19 protein-coding genes and 1 tRNA gene are annotated in these 20,696 nt (G+C 61.8%); 9 read left to right on the forward strand and 11 right to left on the reverse strand.

The window, feature by feature from the left end; genetic code table 11:
• Positions 1 to 74: 74 nt before the first annotated feature.
• Entirely contained in the window at positions 75 to 1,847 is a 1,773-nt protein-coding gene (locus tag LGT41_RS14500; protein WP_274127630.1) for an ABC transporter transmembrane domain-containing protein, read from the reverse strand.
• 85 nt (positions 1,848 to 1,932) lie between these two features.
• Positions 1,933 to 2,661: an SDR family oxidoreductase gene (locus LGT41_RS14505; protein WP_274127631.1), complete on the reverse strand. Its 729-nt coding sequence runs from the start codon at positions 2,659 to 2,661 to the stop codon at positions 1,933 to 1,935.
• Between the two features lie 134 nt (positions 2,662 to 2,795).
• Here LGT41_RS14505 and LGT41_RS14510 point away from each other — a divergent pair, with 134 nt between their 5' ends.
• On the forward strand, positions 2,796 to 3,257 hold the full coding sequence (locus LGT41_RS14510) for a hypothetical protein (protein WP_274127632.1): 462 nt from the start codon (positions 2,796 to 2,798) through the stop codon (positions 3,255 to 3,257).
• Here the strand turns inward: LGT41_RS14510 and LGT41_RS14515 are convergent.
• Positions 3,254 to 4,279, reverse strand: a complete 1,026-nt coding sequence (locus tag LGT41_RS14515; protein WP_274127633.1) for a DMT family transporter — start codon at positions 4,277 to 4,279, stop codon at positions 3,254 to 3,256. The two genes, LGT41_RS14510 and LGT41_RS14515, sit on opposite strands and share 4 nt — an antisense overlap.
• 28 nt (positions 4,280 to 4,307) lie before the next feature.
• Positions 4,308 to 4,381, reverse strand: a tRNA-Gly gene (locus LGT41_RS14520).
• Between the two features lie 119 nt (positions 4,382 to 4,500).
• Here LGT41_RS14520 and LGT41_RS14525 point away from each other — a divergent pair.
• The gene (locus LGT41_RS14525; protein WP_274127634.1) at positions 4,501 to 5,169 is read left to right on the forward strand and encodes a hypothetical protein; all 669 of its coding nucleotides are present in this window, start codon (positions 4,501 to 4,503) and stop codon (positions 5,167 to 5,169) included.
• Here LGT41_RS14525 and LGT41_RS14530 read toward each other — a convergent pair.
• Positions 5,166 to 5,831: an HAD-IA family hydrolase gene (locus LGT41_RS14530; RefSeq protein WP_274127635.1), complete on the reverse strand. Its 666-nt coding sequence runs from the start codon at positions 5,829 to 5,831 to the stop codon at positions 5,166 to 5,168. The two genes, LGT41_RS14525 and LGT41_RS14530, sit on opposite strands and share 4 nt — an antisense overlap.
• Positions 5,832 to 5,911: 80 nt before the next feature.
• On the opposite strand from LGT41_RS14530, the gene glmU reads away from it, so the two are divergent.
• Both glmU and LGT41_RS14540 read left to right on the forward strand, forming a co-directional pair.
• Positions 5,912 to 7,264: a bifunctional UDP-N-acetylglucosamine diphosphorylase/glucosamine-1-phosphate N-acetyltransferase GlmU gene (gene glmU / locus LGT41_RS14535; RefSeq protein WP_274127636.1), complete on the forward strand. Its 1,353-nt coding sequence runs from the start codon at positions 5,912 to 5,914 to the stop codon at positions 7,262 to 7,264.
• A complete protein-coding gene (locus LGT41_RS14540) occupies positions 7,261 to 7,932 on the forward strand; it encodes a DNA alkylation repair protein (protein ID WP_274127637.1) in 672 nt (223 codons plus the stop codon). The genes glmU and LGT41_RS14540 overlap by 4 nt, the downstream gene beginning before the upstream one ends.
• Here the strand turns inward: LGT41_RS14540 and LGT41_RS14545 are convergent.
• Together LGT41_RS14545 and LGT41_RS14550 are read right to left on the reverse strand one after the other, a co-directional pair.
• The gene (locus LGT41_RS14545) at positions 7,929 to 9,752 is read right to left on the reverse strand and encodes a cation:proton antiporter (protein WP_274127638.1); all 1,824 of its coding nucleotides are present in this window, start codon (positions 9,750 to 9,752) and stop codon (positions 7,929 to 7,931) included. The genes LGT41_RS14540 and LGT41_RS14545 overlap by 4 nt on opposite strands.
• Before the next feature lie 3 nt (positions 9,753 to 9,755).
• Positions 9,756 to 11,372, reverse strand: coding sequence for an AMP-binding protein (locus tag LGT41_RS14550; protein ID WP_274127639.1), 1,617 nt, complete (start codon positions 11,370 to 11,372; stop codon positions 9,756 to 9,758).
• Between the two features lie 95 nt (positions 11,373 to 11,467).
• On the opposite strand from LGT41_RS14550, the gene moaA reads away from it, so the two are divergent.
• The 5 genes from moaA (at position 11,468) to LGT41_RS14575 (ending at position 16,659) form a co-directional block, all read left to right on the forward strand.
• Positions 11,468 to 12,487: a GTP 3',8-cyclase MoaA gene (moaA, locus tag LGT41_RS14555; protein WP_274127640.1), complete on the forward strand. Its 1,020-nt coding sequence runs from the start codon at positions 11,468 to 11,470 to the stop codon at positions 12,485 to 12,487.
• Between the two features lie 121 nt (positions 12,488 to 12,608).
• Complete coding sequence (locus tag LGT41_RS14560; protein ID WP_274127642.1) at positions 12,609 to 13,055, forward strand: c-type cytochrome; 447 nt, start codon at positions 12,609 to 12,611, stop codon at positions 13,053 to 13,055.
• 6 nt (positions 13,056 to 13,061) lie between these two features.
• The gene (locus LGT41_RS14565; RefSeq protein ID WP_274127643.1) at positions 13,062 to 13,964 is read left to right on the forward strand and encodes a c-type cytochrome; all 903 of its coding nucleotides are present in this window, start codon (positions 13,062 to 13,064) and stop codon (positions 13,962 to 13,964) included.
• A gap of 149 nt (positions 13,965 to 14,113) precedes the next feature.
• On the forward strand, positions 14,114 to 15,661 hold the full coding sequence (locus tag LGT41_RS14570; RefSeq protein WP_274127644.1) for an ABC transporter substrate-binding protein: 1,548 nt from the start codon (positions 14,114 to 14,116) through the stop codon (positions 15,659 to 15,661).
• Between the two features lie 131 nt (positions 15,662 to 15,792).
• Positions 15,793 to 16,659 (forward strand): glucosamine kinase nucleotide-binding domain-containing protein, encoded by an 867-nt coding sequence (locus LGT41_RS14575; RefSeq protein ID WP_274127645.1) that lies wholly within the window; start codon positions 15,793 to 15,795, stop codon positions 16,657 to 16,659.
• A gap of 164 nt (positions 16,660 to 16,823) precedes the next feature.
• Here LGT41_RS14575 and oppF read toward each other — a convergent pair whose 3' ends face one another.
• From oppF to oppB, 4 genes are read right to left on the reverse strand one after another with little or no spacing between them, the layout of a single operon-like run.
• Complete coding sequence (gene oppF, locus LGT41_RS14580; protein WP_274127646.1) at positions 16,824 to 17,813, reverse strand: murein tripeptide/oligopeptide ABC transporter ATP binding protein OppF; 990 nt, start codon at positions 17,811 to 17,813, stop codon at positions 16,824 to 16,826.
• Positions 17,810 to 18,775: an oligopeptide/dipeptide ABC transporter ATP-binding protein gene (locus tag LGT41_RS14585; protein ID WP_274127647.1), complete on the reverse strand. Its 966-nt coding sequence runs from the start codon at positions 18,773 to 18,775 to the stop codon at positions 17,810 to 17,812. The genes oppF and LGT41_RS14585 overlap by 4 nt, the downstream gene beginning before the upstream one ends.
• Before the next feature lie 9 nt (positions 18,776 to 18,784).
• The gene (locus LGT41_RS14590) at positions 18,785 to 19,702 is read right to left on the reverse strand and encodes an ABC transporter permease subunit (RefSeq protein WP_274127648.1); all 918 of its coding nucleotides are present in this window, start codon (positions 19,700 to 19,702) and stop codon (positions 18,785 to 18,787) included.
• A gap of 9 nt (positions 19,703 to 19,711) precedes the next feature.
• On the reverse strand, positions 19,712 to 20,635 hold the full coding sequence (gene oppB / locus LGT41_RS14595) for an oligopeptide ABC transporter permease OppB (RefSeq protein ID WP_274127649.1): 924 nt from the start codon (positions 20,633 to 20,635) through the stop codon (positions 19,712 to 19,714).
• Between the last annotated feature and the right edge of the window lie 61 nt (positions 20,636 to 20,696).

Here is a 20,696-nt window from a genome sequence, read left to right on the forward strand (position 1 = left end):
GGTTACCCCTCCCAAGGTTCCTTTTTCTTTCAAGGATGGAGAGAATTTCCCGATGGTGCAAGTCTATCGCAGCGTTAGGTGAATTGAAGCCGCGCCAGGCGTGCATAGAGCCCGCCTTGGCTGACCAGCGCATCATGCGTGCCCTCGGCCACGATCTGCCCGTCTTCAAGCACGACAATCCGGTCGGCCTTCTTTACGGTCGCCAGACGATGCGCGATGACAATCGTCGTGCGGTTCTGCGCCAGCGCATCAACCGCGACCTGCACCGCCGCTTCGCTTTCGGCATCCAGCGCCGAGGTGGCCTCGTCGAGCAAAAGCACCGGCGCATCGCGCAAGATGGCCCGTGCAATGGCGATGCGCTGCTTTTGCCCGCCCGAAAGCATCACGCCACGCTCGCCCACGAAAGTGTCATAGCCTTCGGGGAGCTTGCGCAAGAACCCATCGGCAGCGGCGGCTTTGGCGGCGGCTTCAACCTCGGCATCAGTGGCCGTGGGGCGGCCAAAGCGGATGTTCTCGCGCGCCGAGGTGGCAAAGATCACCGCATCTTGCGGCACAAGCGCGAATTGCTGGCGAAAGTCATGGCGCAGCAGGCTGGCAAGCGGGGCGCCGTCAAGCGTGATTTCGCCAAGATCCGCATCGTAAAACCGCAATAAAAGCTGGAATACGGTCGATTTGCCCGCACCCGAAGGGCCAACAAGCGCCACGGTTTCGCCGGGCTGGATGCTCAGGTTGAAGCCGCTCAGCGCGGGGGCTTCGGGCCGGGCCGGGTAGCGGAAGCTGACATTCTGAAACCCGATTGCCCCGGCAATGCGCGCGGGCAGTTTGGCGGGGGCTTGCGGGTCTTTGATCGGGTCTTCGGCGGTGAGCAGATCAACCAGCCGTTCGGTGGCACCTGCTGCGCGCTGCAATTCGCCCCAAACCTCGGACAGGGCCCCAACCGCGCCCGCAACCATGACCGCGTAGATCACGAAAAGCGTAAGATCACCGGGCGACATGACGCCCGAGCGCACATCGCGCGCGCCAAGCCACAGCACGCCAACAATGCCGGTAAACACCATGAAGATGATGCTGACGGTCATGAGCGCGCGCGTGGTAATGCGGCGCTTGGCCGCCCCGAAGGCGCGCTCAGTCACATCGGAAAACCGGCCACGGCTTACGGTTTCATGCGTATAGGCCTGCACGGTTTGCGCGGCTTGCAGCGTTTCCGAGGCGATGGCCGAGCTTTCGGCAATAAGGTCCTGGCTTTCGCGCGACAGTTTGCGCAAGCGCCGGCCAAGCGTCAGAATCGGGATGATGACCAGGGGCACCAGCAGCAGCGCAATGGCGCTGAGCTTGGTGGAGGTGGCCAGCATGAACCCCGCCCCGCCAAAGAAAATAAGCACATTGCGCAGCGCAACCGAAACCGACGAGCCGATGACCGACAGCACCAGCGTTGTGTCGGTGGTCAGGCGGCTAAGCACTTCGCCGGTCATCAGACGCTCGTAAAACGCCGGTGACATGCCGATGACCTTGTCATAAACCACGCGGCGAATATCGGCGATGACCCGTTCACCCAGCCGCGTGACAAGGTAAAACCGCAAGCCCGTGCCCAGCGCCAGCAGGGCGGCCACGGCAATGGCCAGCATGAAATAGCGGTCAATCGCGGCGGCGGCATCGGCGCCGAAACCATCGACGACCAAACCCACAGCCTGCGGCATGGCAAGCGATAGCCCGGCCGTGAGCAACAGCGCAAAAAGTGCGGCAAACATCAGCCCGCGATAGGGCCACAGGAACGGGGCAAGCTGGCGCAACGGGCGCACCGATTTTGCGCGCGGGCGCGATGCCCCGTCATCCGAAATATCGCTCATCCCGCGCCCCGCCTGTGCTGCTTGTTGCTGTGATCCGCAGCACATTTATGCCGCGATTGGCGAAAGCACAACCTGGGCACCGGGCTTAGTTGCCCCCGCCGCCATCAATCACATGGGTTTGGCCGGTCATGAACGCCGCCTCGTCGCTGGCCAGAAAGGCAACCAGCGCGGCAACCTCGTCAACCGTGCCGAGCCGCTTCATGGGCTGGCTGGCGGTGAAATCGCGCTTTGCGGCGTCAAAATCCCCGGCCTCTGCAAGCCGGTCATGCAGGCTGGGGCTGTCAATCGCGCCGGGGCAGATGGCGTTGCAGCGAATGCCCCGGCTTGCAAAATCGACGGCGACAGACTTGGTCAGCCCGATCACCGCCGCCTTGCTGGCCCCATAGGCGCAGCGGTTCAAAACACCGCGCAGACTTGATACAACCGATGACATGTTGATAATGGAGCCGCTTTTTTGTTCCACCATGCCCGGAAGGCAGCCTTTGATCATGCTGAACATAGCCTTTACATTCAGATCGAAGGCAAAATCCCAATCCGCTTCGCTGCAGTCAAGCACGTTGCCCCGATGCACAATGCCCGCGCAATTGAACAGCACATCGACCGGGCCAATGGCGGCGGTGAATTCGGCAATTTCGCCGGGGCGGGTCACATCCAGCTGCGCGGTTTCAAGCGCCGTCAGGCTGTCAAGCAGGCGGGTGTTGATGTCGGTTGCGATAACGCGCGCACCTTCTGCGGCCAGCCGAAGCGCCGCGGCGCGGCCAATCCCCTGCCCGGCGGCGGTTACAAGACAGGTTTTTCCCTTCAGGCGATTCATTTGCCTCTCCTTCGGCCAAGAGCCGCCGATGCGGCGGGTTATACATTGATCAGCGGGCTACAATCCACGCACAATAGCGGCTGGTCAATGCCCCCGCGCGGCGCGGCTTTGGGGTGTTAAGCAGGAGAATTGGCGTGCGTTTGGTTTTTTCGGTATTGTTTCTTTGGCTTTTACCACTTCTGGTCACTGCACAAAGCCGCGCGATTGTTGTGGTTTGCCTTGCCAATAACGCCGCGCCGATCACGCTGGATTTGTGGCGCCAATCGGTGTTCGGGGTTGAACTGCATTGCATCGACGCGCGTTTCATTCGCGGCCTGACCCCCTGCGCACCCGATAGCGGCTATGGCCTGTCAGAGTTTTCCACCGGGCGGTTGCAACGCGTCACCAATTCCGAGGCCGAGGCCTTTGGCAATGTCGGTGGCATTACCTATATGCGCATCGCCCCGCTGACCATTGAATTCTGGGGCGGTCAGGGCACGGGCGATGGCGATGCCCCCGTGCGCGAATGGACCTATACGGTTGACAGGGTCAGCGGCGTGGCCCTGTTGCAGCACGAAGGCACGCGCACGGTTTACACCTGTGGTGTTGTGCGTTAGCGGCGGCCAGCGGCGCGGCGCGCACTTGCGGGCAGGTCCTGGCGCGCCTCGCGCAGCGCAATGAACACCCCCGAACAGATGATCAGCACGATCCCGGCAATCGACAGCCAGCCCGGCACCTCGGCCCAAAAGGCAAAGCCCCAGACGGTGGCCAGCACCAGTGCGGAATATTCAAACGGCGCCACAATCCCCGCACTGGCGCTACGATAGGCCTGGGTGATCAGATAGCCGCCAAAGGCGCTGCAGGCCCCGGCAATGGCCATGATCCCGAATTCACCCAATGTGGGCATTTGCCAGGCGCGAAAGATGAACGCGCCGACACGCCCGCCGCTGCCATCCATCCAGCCGCTGCCAAAGACCAGCCCCATGCCGATGCAGGTGATTATGAACACAAGCTGGATATAGGCCGACATGGTCAGCGCCGTATCGCGCTGGCCAATCTTGCGGGTAAGCGTGTGCAGCCCCGCATAGGCCACCGCCGCACTAAGCGGCAACAGCACCGCCCATTGAAAGCTGGTTGTGCCCGGGCGGATGATGAGCATCACGCCAAACAACCCGACCAGCAGCGCCGACCAGCGGCGAATGCCCACCGCCTCGCGCAGAAAAATGGCCGAAAAGCCGGTTATGACCAATGGCGCAACAAAGAATATCGCGCTGGCATCGGCCATTGGCAACACGGCAAGCCCGGCAAAGAATGCAAAATTCGAGGTCACGACAAACATGCCGCGCACAAGTTGCAGGCGCAGGTTTTTGGTGCGGAACATGCCAAGCCACATGCCGCGCGGTGAGAGAACCAGCATGATAAAGGCCAGCCCGACGATGCTGCGCACAAACACAACCTCGTGCAAGGGCAGTGTCGAGGAGAAGGAGCGCACGGCAATATCGTTGATGGAAAACACCAAAGATGCGCCAAGCGCGCAGGTAATGGCAAAGCGTGCATTATCGGTGGCAAGGGCGGAAGACATGAAGACCTGTATGTTTTGCACCCACAGGCGCAGCCCAAAGCCGACCTGTCGCGCCAAATCGCGACACCTTTGTCAGTAAACAGATTGGAGCGGGTGACGGGAATCGAACCCGTGTCTCTAGCTTGGAAGGCTAGGGTCTTACCATTACACAACACCCGCGCTCAGGGCGGTGGATATTTCACAACGCTTCAATGGTCAAGGCCATGCGCGCCGTGCAAGTAGCCAGCGGGCGGCAAAATGGTGTAGCTTTTGCGGATTGAACAGAAAAGGTGAAAACAATGCAGAAGTTTTTGAGCATCAGTGCCATTTTTACGGTTTTCGCCCTGCCCGTTTGGGCCGAAGGCAATGTGGTTTTTGCCGAATGCGGCGAGGGCGGCTGTAGCTGCCTTCTGACCGACCTCACCGAAGAGGAGGCGCGCATCACCCTTGGCGAAGATCCGCCGGAAGGCGAAGGCGAGGCGGTTTTGGTAGGGTCTGAAGGCACGCTAAGCTGGACGCGGATGTCGGTTGAAGACCTTGATTTGCTTTATGGTGGTTCGGGCGAATGCGAGCTTGCACTGTTTCCGGCGATCATCCCGGCCGATGGCACATGGCTGGGCACGGTGGGGGCGCGCAGCATTGGCGCCAATTGCCCGGCAGGGGTTGAGACGATGGTGAACCCCATGCTCGACGGCGTTGCCGAACAGCGGCAGATGCGCTGGGAGCAGGAATTCCACCCCCGAAAGATATCCGGTTTCGGGCCGAATCCCATTCAATGGACTATGGTGAATGAGAATTACTTCACCGGCGTGATGACCATGCCCGATCTGGGTGCGGCAGGCCAGGTCAGTGTCAACTGGGTCTCCGAGTTGAAAACCGAGGATTATGTCCGCTCGGAAGTGGTTATGGATATTCTGGGCATTTGCGATGTAAACGCCGTGGTCGATTTCAAGCGCACCGGGCCTTAGGCGGGCACCAGCCGTTCCAGTATCGGCGGCAGGTCGGCGTAACTTTCCAGCAGGGCCGTGGGGTTGAGCGCGCGGCAGGCGGCGGCATTCGGGCCGAACGTTACCAGAATGCTGGGCAGGTTGGCGGCTTTTGCGGTGTCATAATCCGTTACCGTATCGCCCACCAGCACCGCGCGGCGCGCATCGCCACCCAGCCGGGAAATGGTTTCGGTCAAATGCAGCGGGTGGGGTTTGCGCACGGCCAGCGCATCGGCCCCGATGACCACCGGAAAGAAACGCGCAAGCTTGAGACGGCCAAGCAGCATATCGGCCAGATCCTGCGGTTTGTTGGTGCAAATGCCCAGCTTCCAGCCCTGTGCCTGCAAGCTGGCCAGCGTGTCTTCCACCCCCTCGTAAACAGTGCTGAACCGGTCTATTTTTGCGCGGTAATGCGCAACAAACGGTGCAAATCCCGCATCTACCCGCGTCTCGTCTGCCGAAAGGCCCGCGCGCGCCAGCCCGGCGCGCAGCATGGCGCGGCCGCCGCCAAAGGCGGTTACCGCATCCTCGGGCCCCAGCCGCGCGGCCAGCCCCCAATCGGCAAATACCGCATTGGCGGCGGCCATTAGGTCGGCGCTGGTGTCAACCAAGGTGCCGTCCAGGTCAAATATCGCGCTGCGCATGATTTCTCCTTGCCCGTTTGCAGATGCTTTTAGTTGCCCGGCACCCCTGCTACAACCGCCACAAGTGAGGGAGAGGTAAAATGGCACTCGCAACCATTATTCTGGCCGCCGGGCAAGGCAAACGAATGCAATCGGACCTGCCCAAAGTGCTGCACGAGGTGGGCAACGCCCCGATGCTGGCGCATGTTCTGGCCACGGCCCGCCAGCTTGACAGCGCGCGCATCGTGGTTGTGGTCGGGCATGGCGGCGATCAGGTGGCCGCCGCGGCCCGGGATATCGACCCCGATGTGCTGATCGCCACGCAGCAAAACATGCTTGGCACCGGCGATGCCGTGGCCCAGGCCCTGCCCGCCCTTGCTGGGTTCGAGGGCGATACGCTGGTTCTGTATGGCGACACGCCGCTGATTACCCCGCAAACCATTGCCCGAATGCAGGCGGCGCGCGCGGCGGGTGCGGCGCTGGTCGTCCTTGGCTTTCAGAACCCGCCGGGCGGCTATGGGCGCCTGGTGCTGGGCGATGATGGCAGGCTGGAGGCGATTGTCGAGGCCAAGGATGCCGATGCCGCAACCTATGCGCTGACCCTGTGCAACAGCGGCGTGATGCTGGGCGATGCGCGCCTTATGGCTGAACTAGTTGGCGCGCTTGAGCCCTCGGCCCAGACCGGCGAGCTTTATCTCACTAGCATCGTGGCGCTGGCCCGTGCTGCTGGCCATGCCTGCGCTGTGGTCGAATGCCCTGCCGATGAAACCGAAGGCGTGAACACCCGCGCCGACCTCGCCGCAATCGAAGCCGCCTTTCAGGCCCGCGCGCGGCGCAACGCGCTGGAAGACGGCGTTACCCTGCAAGCCCCCGACACGGTGCTGTTTTCGCAAGACACCGCGCTTGGCCGCGATGTGGTGGTGGAGCCGAATGTGGTTTTTGCAGCCGGTGTCAGCGTGGAAAGCGGCGCGCGCATTCGCGCCTTTTCACACCTTGAAGGCTGCCATGTGGCCAGCGGTGCCGTGGTTGGCCCCTATGCCCGCCTGCGCCCCGGGGCCGATATTGGCGTTGATGCGCGCATTGGCAATTTTGTGGAAATCAAGGCCGCCGAAATTGCCGAAGGCGCGAAGGTGAACCACCTGTCTTATGTTGGCGATGCCGTGATCGGGCCGCGCAGCAATATCGGCGCCGGCACTATTTTTTGCAATTATGACGGGGTGTTCAAGCATCAGGCTGTTCTGGGTGCGGATGTGTTCATCGGCTCGAATTCGGCCCTGGTCTCGCCCCTGCGCATCGGGGCGGGCGCGATGGTTGGTTCCGGTTCCGTCATCACCCGCGATGTGCCGGCGGGCGATCTGGCCCTGTCACGCGCACGCCAGGAAAACAAGCCCGGCCTGGGTGCGCGGCTCATGGCGCGGCTGCGCGATATGAAGGCGGCAGGCAAGCGCCCATGACCCCGCTGGAAGAGCTGAAAGCCCGCGCCAACCCCGAACGCGCCGCGCAGATGGCGGCCTATCACAAGGCCACGCGCCCCGTGCTGGGCCTGCCCAATGCCGAGGTGCATGAGCTTGCGCGCACATGGCGCACCAGCCGCAGCCTGGCCGCGCGCGTCGATTTGGCCGCAAGCCTGTGGGACAGCGATATTTTCGAGGCCCGCCTTGCGGCTGCCAGCCTGCTGACGCAAGCGCGCATGAAAGAGGGCGAGCCGCTGGCCTGGGCCGAGCTTGCCCGCTGGGTGCCGGGGTTTGACAGTTGGGCGCTGGCCGACCATGCCTGCAGCGCCATCGGGCGGCGGCTGGTGGCACAGCCCGCACGGCTGGACGAGGTTGAAAGCTGGACCCGCCATGAAAACATGTGGGTGCGGCGCGCAGCACTTGTTGCCACCCTGCCCTGGACCAAGCAAAACCACCCGAGCGATGCCGACCGCGCCATTCGTGCCCGCGTGCTGGGCTGGGCGGCGGGCTATGTGCCGGATCGGGACTGGTTCATCCAGAAGGCCATCGCCTGGTGGCTGCGCGAGCTTTCAAAGCACGACGCAGCCCCCGTGCGCGCCTTTCTGGCCACGCATGGCGCGGCGATGAAAGCCTTTGCCCGCAAGGATGCGGCGCGCCATCTGGCCTAGGTCGGTGTGGCTTTGGCCTCATCCTTTGGCGCGGCGGCGCCCGGCTGCGCGGATTTTGGCACGAAGGCCAGCACCCTGGCGCCATCCGGCGCCTTGATCGGCTGGTTGGGCTTGAGAAATTGCAGCCCCGCCCCCCTGATCACCGCCAGAATTGTTGCTTCGGGCCGGTCGGCCAGATAGGTGTCGAGCGTGTAATTCTCGCCCAGTTCGGTGACCGTGAAGCGCCAGCCATCATCGAGCTTCTGGCGCAGAACATCGCTGGATTGCGCCAGCGCCAGCGCCCGCCCGCCCAGCGTGTTCGGCACGGCACGACTGTCAGATTTCATATCGTGCCGACCGATCTGAAACACATTGCTGCGGCCGAATTCGGGGGCAAAATCGGTGCAGATCAGGGTGTTATGGTCATCATTGTCGCTGGCCGCGATCAGCGTGCTATAGCGGTCAAGCTCGATGGTATGTTCGGCGGCTTCCGACAGGATTTCGCCAAAGAAGGTTGGCACCTGCGCGGCGCGCGCCGGGCGCAGATGGAACCAGTTGCGATCGGCCACAAGCACCGGAATCTGCTGATCATGTAGCGCCCTGGCCAGAGCAACCGACCAGGGTGTCGCCCCGCTGATCAGCACGCCCGGAACTTCAGAGCTTGTCAGCCCCAGCCAGCGCGCAAAGGGCGCGGCAGAAAACCCGTGCAGCACAACGGTTGTGGCCACAAGGGCGAAGGAAAGCGGCGCAAGTGCAGCGCCATCATCTACCCCAAGCTCGACCAGCCGCGTGCCAAACAGACCCGCCACGGCCACGGCGACCACGCCGCGCGGCCCCAGCCAGCCCACGATCAGCTTTTCACGAAAGGGCATATCCTTGCCCAAAAGCGCCAGCAGCACGCTGGCCGGGCGCATGACGAACACGATCAGCACCACAAACAGCGCGGCACGCCAGTCGAGCGCGGCCATCATTTCGGCATTCAGACCGGCGGCGAGCAAGATGAACACCCCGCTGACCAGCAGCACGGTGATATGTTCCTTGAACCGTTTGATCTCGTTGGCGCTGGGCAGATGGGCATTGCCAATGAACACCCCCATGACCGTTACCGCCAGAAGCCCGCTTTCATGCAAAACGGAATCCGTGCTGGCATAAACGCCCAGAACGGCCACAAGCAGCACAGGCACTTTCATATATTCCGGCACCCAGCCACGCCGGAAGGCCCGCGCGATGACCCATCCGCCGATATAGCCCGCAACCGTTGCCAGCACGATGCCCAGCGCAAGCCGCTCGGCGGCTTCCAGCAGGCTTTCGCTGCGTCTGAGCGCGGTGATCACTTCAAAGGCCAGAACCGCGGCCAGCGCGCCGACCGGGTCGTTCAAAATGCTTTCCCAGCGCAAAACCTCTGCCGGGCGACGGGCCAGCTTGGCCTGGCGCAGCATGGGCGCAATAACCGTGGGGCCGGTGACAATGAGAATGCCGCCAAAGACGATAGAACTTTCCCAGGACAGCCCGGCTGCATAATGGCCCGTGGCGGCCGACAGGACCCATGCAAATGGCGCGCCCAGAAACACCAGCCGGCGCACGGCGGGGCGCGCATCGCGCAGGCCCTTGAAATCGAGCGTGAGCCCGCCTTCAAACAGGATCATGGCCACGGCAATGGCGATGATCGGGCCGAGCAGCTCGCCGAAGTCTTCAGCCGGGTTGAGCAGGCCAAGCACGGGCCCGGCTATCAGCCCGGCGCCCAGCATCAGCACGATGGCGGGCAGGCGCAGCCGCCAGGCCAGCCATTGCGCGCCCACACCCAGCGCGCCAATCGTGGCAAACATCAAAACTGTATCCATGTTCTATCCCCTGGCTTTAAGTTCACGGCGCATGATCTTGCCGGTCGCGGTCATTGGCAGGCTTTCGACGAATTCAACCGTTCTCGGGGCCACATGCGGCGAAATGCGCAGCCGCACGCGCGCGATAAGCGCGGCGGCCAAAGCATCGCCCGCATTGCGCCGCGCCACGACATAGGCTTTGACAATCTCGGTGCGCACAGGGTCGGGCACACCAACCACGGCGGCCATTTCCACATCGTCATGGCCGGTCAGGCAATCTTCAATCTCGCTCGGGCCGATGCGATAGCCCGATGAGGTGATGACATCATCGCTGCGGCTTTCAAAAAAGAAATACCCTTCGCTGTCCATCCGCCCCTCATCGCCGGTGCGCATCCAGTCGCCGCTGAATTTGGCTGCGGTCTTTTCGGGCTGGTTCCAATAGCCAAGGAACATTTGCAAAGCGCCGCGCTTCACGGCAATTTCGCCAGACTGCCCGGCGCTCAGCACCGCGCCTGCCGCGTTCAGAATGGCCACATCGCTGCCCGGCACCGCCCGGCCGGTAGAGCCGGGGCGCGGGGAAAATACCGTGTGGCTGTTGCCCAGCACAAGGTTGCATTCGGTCTGGCCGTAAAACTCGTTGATGGTGGTGCCAAGCACCGCGCGACCCCAATCTGCCAGACCGGCGCCCAGCGCCTCGCCGCCCGAACCCACGCTGCGCAGGTTCACCTTAGGTGGATTTGCAACGCTGCGCATCAGCTTCAGCGCGGTGGGCGGCAGAAAGGTGTTGCGCACGCCCATATCGCGCATCAGCGCAAAGGCGGCCTCGGGGTCAAACTTGGCCTTGCGATGCGCGATCAGCGGCACACCGTGGTAAAGCGCGGGCATCATGACATTGGTCAGCCCGCCCATCCAGGCCCAGTCGGCGGGCGTCCACATACAATCGCCCTTTTGGGGCAGAAAGTTGTGGTGGGTTTCGACGCCGGGCAGATGACCCAGCAAAACACGGTGGCCGTGCAGCGCGCCCTTGGGTGGGCCGGTTGTGCCAGAGGTATAGGAGATGAAGGCCGGATCATCGGGCGTGGTATCGGCCAGCGGGCAGGTATCGGCCGCCTTGCCAAGTTCCTGCCAGAAGCCATGCGCGCCACCCTCGCGGGTATCAATGGAAAACACCGCCTCAAGCGCCGGAAGCTGGTCGCGTATGCCCAGAACCTTGGGCAGGTTGGCCCCGTCTGTCACCAGCATCCGCGCGCCGCTATCAGCCAGACGGAATTGCAGCCCGTCGGCCCCGAACAGGGTGAATAGCGGCACCACAACCGCGCCCAGCCGATAGGCGGCCAGATGCGTCAGAACAGCCTCGGGGGTTTGGGGCAACAGCAGCGCCACACGGTCGCCGCGCTTCAGCCCGTGGCCCGCCAGCGCATTGGCAAAGCGCGACGAGGCGCGCGCAAGCTGGATGTAGTTATAGTGCCGCACCTCGCCATCGGGGCGCAGATAGGTCAATGCGCGGCGCTCGGGTTCTGCCCGCGCCCAACGGTCACACAAGACCTCGGCCAGGTTGAACCATGCCGGGCGCGGCCAGCTAAAACCAGCGCGCATTTCGGCCCAGTCACGGCCAGGGGTTACAAGGGGTCGGCTTATCATCGCGGCACCTTATCTTATGGCACATGAAGGTAAAGTGATTTGCTGCGTCATATCTGCCGCTTGCCCTTGGCCCCGCGCGGGCATAGGTTTTGGCCATGACACAGGCACAGACACAGGCACCGCTCATCGACCCGTTCGCGCGCAGCATTGACTATTTGCGCGTATCGGTCACCGACCGCTGCGATTTTCGCTGCGTGTATTGCATGAGCGAGACCATGAACTTTCTGCCCAAGGCCGAATTGCTTAGCCTTGAGGAGCTGGACCGGCTGAGCAGCGCCTTTATTTCGCTCGGCGTAAAAAAGCTGCGCATTACCGGCGGCGAACCTTTGGTGCGCAAGGGAATCATGACCTATTTCGAAGCCATGTCGCGCCATCTGGCCAGTGGCGCGCTGCGCGAGTTGACCCTGACCACCAATGGCAGCCAGCTTGCGAAATATGCGCAGGATTTGGCCGATTGCGGGGTGAAGCGCATCAATGTTTCGCTTGATACGCTGGATGATGCCAAGTTCAAGGCCATCACCCGCTGGGGCCGCTTCAGCCAGGTCATGGAAGGGGTCGAGGCGGCGGTTACTGCCGGACTTTCCATAAAAATCAACGCCGTAGCCCTGAAAGGCACCAATGATTCCGAGATTCACGACATGGTGGCCTGGTGCGGCGCCCGTGGCTTTGATCTGACATTTATCGAGGTCATGCCGATGGGCGATATGGGCGAGGAAATGCGGCTCGACCAGTATTGGCCCCTGTCGGATGTGCGCGCCGAACTGGCGCGCCGCTGGACGCTGACGGATATCGCGCTGAATACCGGCGGCCCCGCGCGCTATGTGCAGGTTGCCGAAACCGGCGGGCGTATCGGCTTTATCACCCCGCTGACCCATAATTTCTGCGAAAGCTGCAACCGCGTGCGGCTGACCTGCACAGGCCAGCTTTACATGTGCCTTGGGCAGGAGGACGATGCCGATCTGCGCGCCGTGCTGCGTGCCAACCCCGATAATGCCCCGCTTTATGCGGCAATCCGCAACGCCATAGCGCGCAAACCCAAAGGCCATGACTTTGATTACTCGCGCCAGAAGGTTGCGGGCGAAATGTCGCGCCATATGAGCCATACTGGCGGCTAAAAGACACAATCGCGTGAAAATTATCTGAATTGTGGAAACAATTTGTTTTTGCAATCCGTGATCTGTGTTTCAATTTGCGAGTGTTAGTCTTGTTCGCAATGCAGCCAATTTGGAGAAAAATATGAAATTTTCAGTCATTACATCAACCGTCGCCGCCTCGCTTGTTGCCGGCGTGGTGTTTGCGGGCGGACATCTGGCCTATGAGCAGCGCCAGGCGGCGATGAAAGCAATGGGCGGCAGTTTGCGCGTGGTCGGCGGCATGGCCCAGGGTGCAGTGCCGTTTGATGCCGATACGCTTGCCACCACCCTGGCCACGATGCAGGCAGCGGCTGAAACCGCGCAGGGCGCCTTCCCCGCCGAGCCAGATGTAAGCGAGAACTCCAAGGCGCTTGCCGCAATCTGGGAAGACCGCGAAGATTTCGACATGCGCCTGCAAACGCTGGTTGATACATTCACCACCGCCGCAGCCAACCCGCCGGCCGATGCCGCCGCGCTGGGTGCGCTGCTTGGTCAGGTTGGTCCGCAATGCCAAACCTGCCACCAGAACTATCGCCAGCCGACCGAATAAAGCCGCTTGCGCCGAGTCATCAAATTCTGCGCCGTTGCCGCCGTTCTGGCGGCGGCGGCCTTCTTTTACCTGACAGCCCCCAACCGCCTGCCGCCGGACCCGATTTATGACCTGCCAGGCGATGTTCAGGCCGGTGCGCGCATCTTCAGCATTGCCGGCTGCGCCTCGTGCCACATGGCCAAGGGCGCCACGGGTGAGGCAAAGCTTCTGCTGGGCGGCGGGCAGGAATTCGTCTCGCCCTTTGGCACATTCGTGGCGCCGAACATATCCTCCGACGTGGACACCGGCATTGGCGGCTGGTCGGCCTATGATCTGGCGAATGCGCTGCTGCGCGGCATTTCCCCCGAAGGCAGCCACTATTACCCGGTTCTGCCCTATGCCTCTTATGCGCGGATGCGCCCGGCCGATGTGGTCGATCTGCGCGCCTATCTGGCCACGCTACCCGCCGTAAGCCAGGTGAATGCCCCGCACGACCTGCCCCTGCCCTTTCGTCTGCGCCGCGGCCTTGGCCTGTGGAAACTGCTGTTCTTGAATGATGATGCCATCATGCCCGAGGCACCCGCAGCCGGGCGCTATCTGGTGGAAGGGCTTGGCCATTGCGCCGAATGCCACACCCCGCGCAACCTGATGGGCGGGCTGGACCGCAACCGCTGGCTGGCCGGCGCGCCAAACCCCGCTGGCACAGGGCGCATTCCCAACATTACCCCCGGTGCGCGCGATGTTGGCAATTGGAGCGTGGCCGAGATGGTCTTTTACTTTGAAACTGGCTTCACGCCCGATTTTGACACGGCAGGCGGCGAAATGGTCGAGGTGATCGCCAATCTCTCCACCCTGCCCGCCGCCGATCGCGAGGCGATTGCCGCCTATCTCAAATCCATCCCCGCGCTCACTGACGCCCCGTCACCCTGATCACTTTTCGCTCAAAGCGCCAAAATCGACATCTCGCCGCTGCATTGCGACGATTGGCCCCGAAGTTTATGGGTGACTCTTGTGCGCCCCGCCCTACAATTGCGCAAGAAAATCGGGGATGTAACGCCGATTGAAACAAGGAGGATTCTATGTCATTCAACCTGAACCGCCGTAGTCTGATGCAAGGTGCCGCCGCTGGCGCGCTGATCTTGGGCGCAGGCGTAAAACCGGGCTTTGCCCAGGCAAAATCCGGTGGCCATTTCCGCATTGGCAAGGGCCACGGCTCGACATCCGACAGCCATGACCCGGCAACCTGGGAAAACGGCTTCGTGCAGGCAATGGGCTTTGCGCTTTACAACTTTCTCACCGAAGTCGGCGCCGATGGCAACCTTGTGCCCGAACTGGCCACCGAATGGGAAGGCTCCGAGGGCGCGTCGGTCTGGACATTGAAACTGCGCCAGGGCGTTCAGTTCCACGATGGTTCGACCATGACCGCAGCCGATGTCATCGCATCATTGCGCCACCATATGGGTGAAGACAGTGAATCGGCAGCGAAGGTCATCGTCGCCTCGATCAACAACATGGAAACGCCCGACGATTATACGATCGTCTTCACGCTTGATGGCGGCAATGCCGACTTCCCCTTCATCCTGTCCGACTATCACCTTGCCATCGGCAAGGCGGGCGATGATGGCAAGGTCGACTGGCAGTCGGCCAATGGCACCGGCGGCTACATGCTCGACAATTTCGAGCCCGGCGTGCGCCTGACGCTGACCAAGAACCCAAATTACTGGAAGGAAGGCCGCGCGCATTTCGACACGGTCGAGATGCTCTCCATCACCGACCCGACCGCGCGCACCAACGCGCTGCTGTCCGGCCAGGTCGATGTGATCGACCGCGTCGATGTGAAAACCGCATCGCTGTTCGACGCGGCCCCCAATATCAAGCTGCAAACCATCGACGGCAACCAGCATTTCGTGTTCCCGATGGATACACGCATTGCCCCGTTCAACGACAATAACGTGCGCAACGCCATCAAACACGCCGTGAACCGTCAGGAACTGGTCGACAAGGTGCTGTCGGGCTATGGCTCGGTTGGCAATGACCACCCGATCGGCAAGGGCCAGCGTTACTATGCCGCCGATCTGCCGCAAACCACCTATGACCCGGACAAGGCCAAATGGTATTTGCAGCAGGCGGGCATGGAATCGCTCAACCTTGATCTGTCGGCAGCCGATGCCGCCTTTGGCGGCGCGGTCGATGCCGCCCTGCTGATCGCCAATTCGGCGGCGCCTGCGGGCATCAATATCAATGTCATCCGCGAGCCGAATGACGGGTATTGGTCCAACGTCTGGATGGTGAAGCCCTGGACGGCCTCGTATTGGGGCGGCCGGCCGACCGAAGACCAGATGCTCTCCACCGCCTATGCCACGGGCGCGGCCTGGAATGACAGTTTCTGGTCGAACGAGACGTTTGACCGCATCCTTGTCGAGGCCCGCGCCGAGCTGGATGAAGCCAAGCGCCGCGATATGTATATCGAGCTTCAGACCATTCTGAGCACCGATGGCGGCGTTGTCGTGCCGATGTTTGCCAACTACGTCATCGCCATGACCACAGCCGTGGGCCATGAAGAGCAGCTTGGCTCGAACATGGATATGGATAGCGAGCGCAGCATCGAACGGTGGTGGTTCGTCTGATAACCGCAGAATTGTGCGATTGGGGCGGCCCGGTGTGGCCGCCCCTTTCTTTTGCGCTATACCAAGCGCGCTGCATTGGCTAAAACACGGCATGGCCCCAATGACAAACCCGATGGACAAGAAAAACAGCTATGCGCTATCTTCTGGGAGTTGACGGTGGCGGCACCGGGTGCCGCGTGGCCATTGCCGATATGCATGGCGCCGTTTTGGCCGAATGCCGGGGTGGTGCCGCCAATATCGCCACGAATTACACGCAAGCCCGCGCCAATATCATTGCCGCCTGTGCCGAGGCTGTTGCCGCAGCCGGCCTGCCGGAAGGCGCGCTCGGGCAATGCCATGCCGTGCTGGGGCTTGCAGGCTCCAATCTTGGCGACTATGCCGCCCGGCTTGGCGCCGACCTGCCCTTCGCGGCCAATGAAATCGTGAATGACTCGATCATCACACTGGAAGGCGCGATTGGCGGGGTCGAAGGCTGCATCGCCGCCATTGGCACCGGCTCGGTCTTTGCAGCGCGCGACGCGCAGGGCGTGCATATGCTGGGCGGCTGGGGCTTCTTGCTGGGCGATGACGGGTCTGGCGCGCGGCTGGGCAAGGATATCCTGCACCTCACCGTGCTGGCCCATGACGGTGTGCGCCCCCATAGCCCGCTGACCGCCGACCTGCTGGCCGAGTTCAGCAACCGCCCGGATGTGATTGTGGAAACCGCGAAAACATGGTCGCCCGGCGATTTTGGCAAACTCGCCCCGCGCGTGGTCGAAGCCTGGCGGCAGGGCGACGCCCATGCGACCGCCGTGCTGGGCCATCATGCCGATCTTGTGCAAGACAGTCTCGATGCGCTTGGCTTCTCACCCGACAAGGCCTTTTGTATGCTTGGCGGGCTTGGCCATGTCTATCTGGAATTGCTCGACCCGAAATATCAGGCCGCAGCCCAACCCCCCAAAGGCAACGCGCTCAGCGGCGCTGTGGCGCTGGCCCATCGGCAGTTTGGCGCGCCCTAGCAGCGCGGCGCGGGCACAATGCCACCAGCAGGCACTGCCCTGGCCGCGCCGCCCCCGCGCGTCAGCGCAAACCAAGGCAACGCGCAAGCGCAAACCAAGGCAACGCGTCAGCGCAAACCAAGGCAAGGCGCAAACCAAGGCAAGGTGCAAGCGCAACTTCTTGTCTAGTCGTGGAAGTGGCAGGCCACCTCATGGCCGTTTTCCAGCACCTCCAGCACCGGGCGCTTCTCGGCGCATAGTGCCTGGGCGCGCGGGCAGCGGCTGCGGAACACGCAGCCCGAGGGCGGGTTCAGCGGCGAGGGCAAATCGCCCTCCAGCAGGATGATCTTCTTGCCCTTCTCGATTTTCGGATCGGGAATTGGCACCGCCGAAATCAGCGCCTGCGTATAGGGGTGGCGCGGGTCGGCATAAAGCTGTTTGGAGGTCGCAACCTCGGCCACATTCCCCAGATACAGCACCATGATGCGCGTGGAGATATGCTTCACCACGCTCAGATCATGCGCAATGAAAATAAGCGCAATGCCAAGTTCGCGCTGCAATTCCATCAGCAGGTTGATCACCTGTGCCTGAATGGAGACATCGAGCGCCGAAACCGGTTCATCGCAGATGATCAGCCTGGGGTTGATGATCAGCGCGCGCGCAATGCCGATACGCTGGCACTGCCCGCCCGAAAACTCGTGCGGGTAGCGGTTGATGAGGTTGGGCAGCAGGCCCACACGGTCCATCATCGCCTTCACGCGGGTCTTGATATCGGCCTTGCTGATGCCCGGCGCGTGGGTCTTCAGCGGTTCGGCGATGATCTGGCCAATGGTCATGCGCGGGTTGAGGCTGGCCAGCGGGTCTTGAAAGATGAATTGCACATCCGAGCGCACATCTTTCAATTCGCGGTTGCCCATGCCCAGCAAATCCTTGCCAAGCCACAGCACTTCGCCCGCACTGGCCGGCACCATGCGGGCCACGGCGCGGGCCAAAGTGGATTTGCCGCAGCCGGATTCACCGACAATGCCCAAAGTCTCGCCAGCAAACAGGTCGAAATCGACCCCGTCGACCGCCTTCAGCTTGCGTGGTTTGGTCCAGGGCATCGCGCCCTGCGGGAACACATCAAATGTCACCTTCAGCCCTGAAACGGAGAGCAGTTTTTCGCGTTCGCTCATGCAACCAACTCCTCGACCTTGCGATGACAGGCGCGCCGATGGTCGCGCTCGCCCATCAGTAGCGGCATCAAATGGTGGCACTTATCCACAACAAACGGGCAGCGCGGGCTAAAGGGGCAACCCTCGGGCATGTTCATCATGTTCGGGGGGTTGCCGGGAATGGTCGCCAGATCTTCGCCATCGGTATCGAGCCGCGGAATGGCCGAAAGCAGGCCCATCGTATAGGGGTGGGTCGGGGCCTCGAAAAGGGTTTCGGTCGCGCCCTGCTCCATCACCTGCCCGCCATACAGCACCAATGTGTCGCGGCAGGCCCCGGCCACCACGCCAAGATCATGGGTGATCAGCACAATCGCCATGCCAAATTCGGCCTGAATTTCGGCCAGCAAGGTCATGATCTGCGCCTGCACGGTCACATCCAGCGCCGTGGTCGGCTCATCGGCGATCAGCAGTTTGGGGCGGCAAAGCAGCGACATGGCAATCATCACGCGCTGGCGCATCCCGCCGGAAAATTCGTGCGGATACTGGCGCAGCCGGGCCTTGGCCTCGGGAATGCGCACAGCATCCAGCATGGCCGCGCTTTCCTTGAGCGCATCGCTTTTGCCCATGCCTTTATGCAGCATCAACACTTCGGCCATCTGCTCGGAAATGCGCCGATAGGGGTTGAGCGAGGTCATCGGGTCTTGGAAAATCATCGCGATTTCCGCCGCCCGCACCTTGTTCAGCTCTTTCAGCGGGGCGTTCAGAATTTCCTTGTCTTCAAACAGCACCGAACCCGTGGCGCGGCCGTTCTGCGCCAAAAGCCCCATCATGGCGAACACTGTCTGGCTTTTGCCCGAGCCGCTTTCGCCCACAATGGCCAGCGTTTCACCCCTATCCAGCGTGAAGCTGACATTCTTGACCGCCTGCACCTGCCCGTCAGGGGTGGAAAATTCGACCGAAAGGTCCTGCACATCCAACAGCATTCCTGCCCCCTACCTGTCTTTCGGGTCAAGCGCGTCGCGCAGCCCGTCACCGACAAAAAACAGCGAAAAGATCAGCACCACGAAAAAGCCGAGCGGGAAAAGCAACTGCCAGATCGTGCCATATTGCAGATTGCCCGCGCCCACATTGATAAGCTGGCCAAGGCTGGTATCGGGGGGCTGCACGCCAAGCCCGACAAAGGAAATGAAGCTTTCCGTCAGGATCATTTCGGGCACCAGCAGGGTTGCATAAACCGTGACCACGCCCAGAAGGTTGGGCACGATATGGCGCAGGATGATGGTGAAACTGCCCACACCGCTGACCTGTGCCGCCTCGATAAATTCCTTGTTGCGGATGCTGATGGTTTGCCCGCGCACAATGCGCGCCATACCAAGCCATGACAGCATTCCGATGCCGACAAACAGCATTGTCACCGAACGCTCGAAGGCCACAAGCAGCAGGATCAGCACGAACATGAAGGGAATCGCCATGAGAATATCGACGATACGCATCATGATACTGTCGACACGGCCACCGAAATAGCCGGCAATCGCGCCATAAAGCGTGCCGATGACCACGGCCACCGCCGCGCCCACCACACCCACGAGCATGGAAATCCATGTGCCCTGGATCACGCGGGAATACAGGTCGCGCCCCTCGTCGTCATAGCCGAAATAATGGCCGTTGGCGATGCTGGGCTGCCCCTTTTCCGCGGCCTGACCGATCATCGAAAAATCGATCGTTTCATAGTCTGTCACCGCGATCAGCGGGCCCAGCACGGTGAACAGCGCAATCAGTATCAGCACCACGGTAAAGAACACCGCCGCCTTGTTGCGCATGTAACGCTGGCGCGCGTCTTTCCACAGCGAGCGGCCGGCGATTTCAACCTCGCCCAGGTCTTTGCCAACAATCTGGTCAGTAATCAGCATGGTTTCACCTCATAGCCGCACTTTGGGGTCGATCCACGCATAAAGGATATCGACGAGCATGTTGAAGGCGATGGTCAGCGTGCCCACCAGAATTGTTATGCCCATCATCACCGAATAGTCGCGCGAGAAGGCCGAGTTCACAAAAGCCTGCCCGATACCGCCGGTGGAGAAGAAGGTATCTATCACCACCGAACCAGTGACCATGCCCACAAAGGCCGGACCCAGATAGCTGACAACCGGCAAAAGCGCGGGTTTGAGCGCGTGCGAAAAGATGATCTTGCGGTTCGGCAAGCCCTTGGCGCGCGCCGTGCGGATGAAGTTGGAGTTCAGCACTTCCAGCATGGAGCTGCGCGTAAGCCGCGCGATCGAGGCCATGTAGCTGGTGGAAAGCGCGATCACCGGCATCACAAGGTTCTTGAAGCCACCGCCATCCCAGCCCCCGCCGGGCAGCCAGCCAAGGCCAAGCGTGAACAGCCAGACCAGCAGCGGGGCCATAACGAAATTCGGCAGCACCTGCGCGCCGATGGAAATGCCAACCGCAAAGTAATCCAGCACGGTATTGTGGCGCACAGCGGCGGCAACACCAAGCGATATGCCAACGGTTGTGGCAACCAGAAAGGCCCAGAACCCGTAGGTGAGCGTGACCGGAAAGCCCTGCGCGATGATGTCATTCACCGTGCGGTCCTTGAATTTATACGAGGGGCCGAAGTCAAATTCGGTCACAACGCCCTTCAGATAGGTGAACAACTGGTGCCAAAGCGGCTGGTCCAACCCGTATTTTGCGTTGATATTCGCCATCACCGATGCTGGCAGGGGGCGTTCGGAATTGAACGGGCCGCCCGGTGCTGCGTGCATCAGAAAGAAAGTCACGACGCTGAGAACGAACAATGTGGGGATCGCAACGGCAATGCGTCGCAAGATAAACTTGATCATGGTTTGCCACCCGCAAATGCGACACCGCGCCCAAGCCGGGGCGCGGTGTCTGACGACCTAA

Origin of the sequence: Abyssibius alkaniclasticus, assembly GCF_020447305.1 — a bacterium.
Taxonomy (GTDB): domain Bacteria; phylum Pseudomonadota; class Alphaproteobacteria; order Rhodobacterales; family Rhodobacteraceae; genus Abyssibius; species Abyssibius alkaniclasticus.

Coding starts and splice junctions, on each gene's coding strand:
- glmU (WP_274127636.1), top strand. CDS start 5,912: ATGGCACTCGCAACCATTATTCTGGCCGCCGGGCAAGGCAAACGAATG.
- LGT41_RS14550 (WP_274127639.1), bottom strand. CDS start 11,372: ATGATAAGCCGACCCCTTGTAACCCCTGGCCGTGACTGGGCCGAAATG.
- LGT41_RS14590 (WP_274127648.1), bottom strand. CDS start 19,702: ATGCTGATTACTGACCAGATTGTTGGCAAAGACCTGGGCGAGGTTGAA.
- moaA (WP_274127640.1), top strand. CDS start 11,468: ATGACACAGGCACAGACACAGGCACCGCTCATCGACCCGTTCGCGCGC.
- LGT41_RS14560 (WP_274127642.1), top strand. CDS start 12,609: ATGAAATTTTCAGTCATTACATCAACCGTCGCCGCCTCGCTTGTTGCC.
- LGT41_RS14570 (WP_274127644.1), top strand. CDS start 14,114: ATGTCATTCAACCTGAACCGCCGTAGTCTGATGCAAGGTGCCGCCGCT.
- LGT41_RS14575 (WP_274127645.1), top strand. CDS start 15,793: ATGCGCTATCTTCTGGGAGTTGACGGTGGCGGCACCGGGTGCCGCGTG.
- LGT41_RS14540 (WP_274127637.1), top strand. CDS start 7,261: ATGACCCCGCTGGAAGAGCTGAAAGCCCGCGCCAACCCCGAACGCGCC.
- oppF (WP_274127646.1), bottom strand. CDS start 17,813: ATGAGCGAACGCGAAAAACTGCTCTCCGTTTCAGGGCTGAAGGTGACA.
- LGT41_RS14545 (WP_274127638.1), bottom strand. CDS start 9,752: ATGGATACAGTTTTGATGTTTGCCACGATTGGCGCGCTGGGTGTGGGC.
- LGT41_RS14530 (WP_274127635.1), bottom strand. CDS start 5,831: ATGCGCAGCGCGATATTTGACCTGGACGGCACCTTGGTTGACACCAGC.
- LGT41_RS14585 (WP_274127647.1), bottom strand. CDS start 18,775: ATGCTGTTGGATGTGCAGGACCTTTCGGTCGAATTTTCCACCCCTGAC.
- LGT41_RS14500 (WP_274127630.1), bottom strand. CDS start 1,847: ATGAGCGATATTTCGGATGACGGGGCATCGCGCCCGCGCGCAAAATCG.
- oppB (WP_274127649.1), bottom strand. CDS start 20,635: ATGATCAAGTTTATCTTGCGACGCATTGCCGTTGCGATCCCCACATTG.
- LGT41_RS14505 (WP_274127631.1), bottom strand. CDS start 2,661: ATGAATCGCCTGAAGGGAAAAACCTGTCTTGTAACCGCCGCCGGGCAG.
- LGT41_RS14525 (WP_274127634.1), top strand. CDS start 4,501: ATGCAGAAGTTTTTGAGCATCAGTGCCATTTTTACGGTTTTCGCCCTG.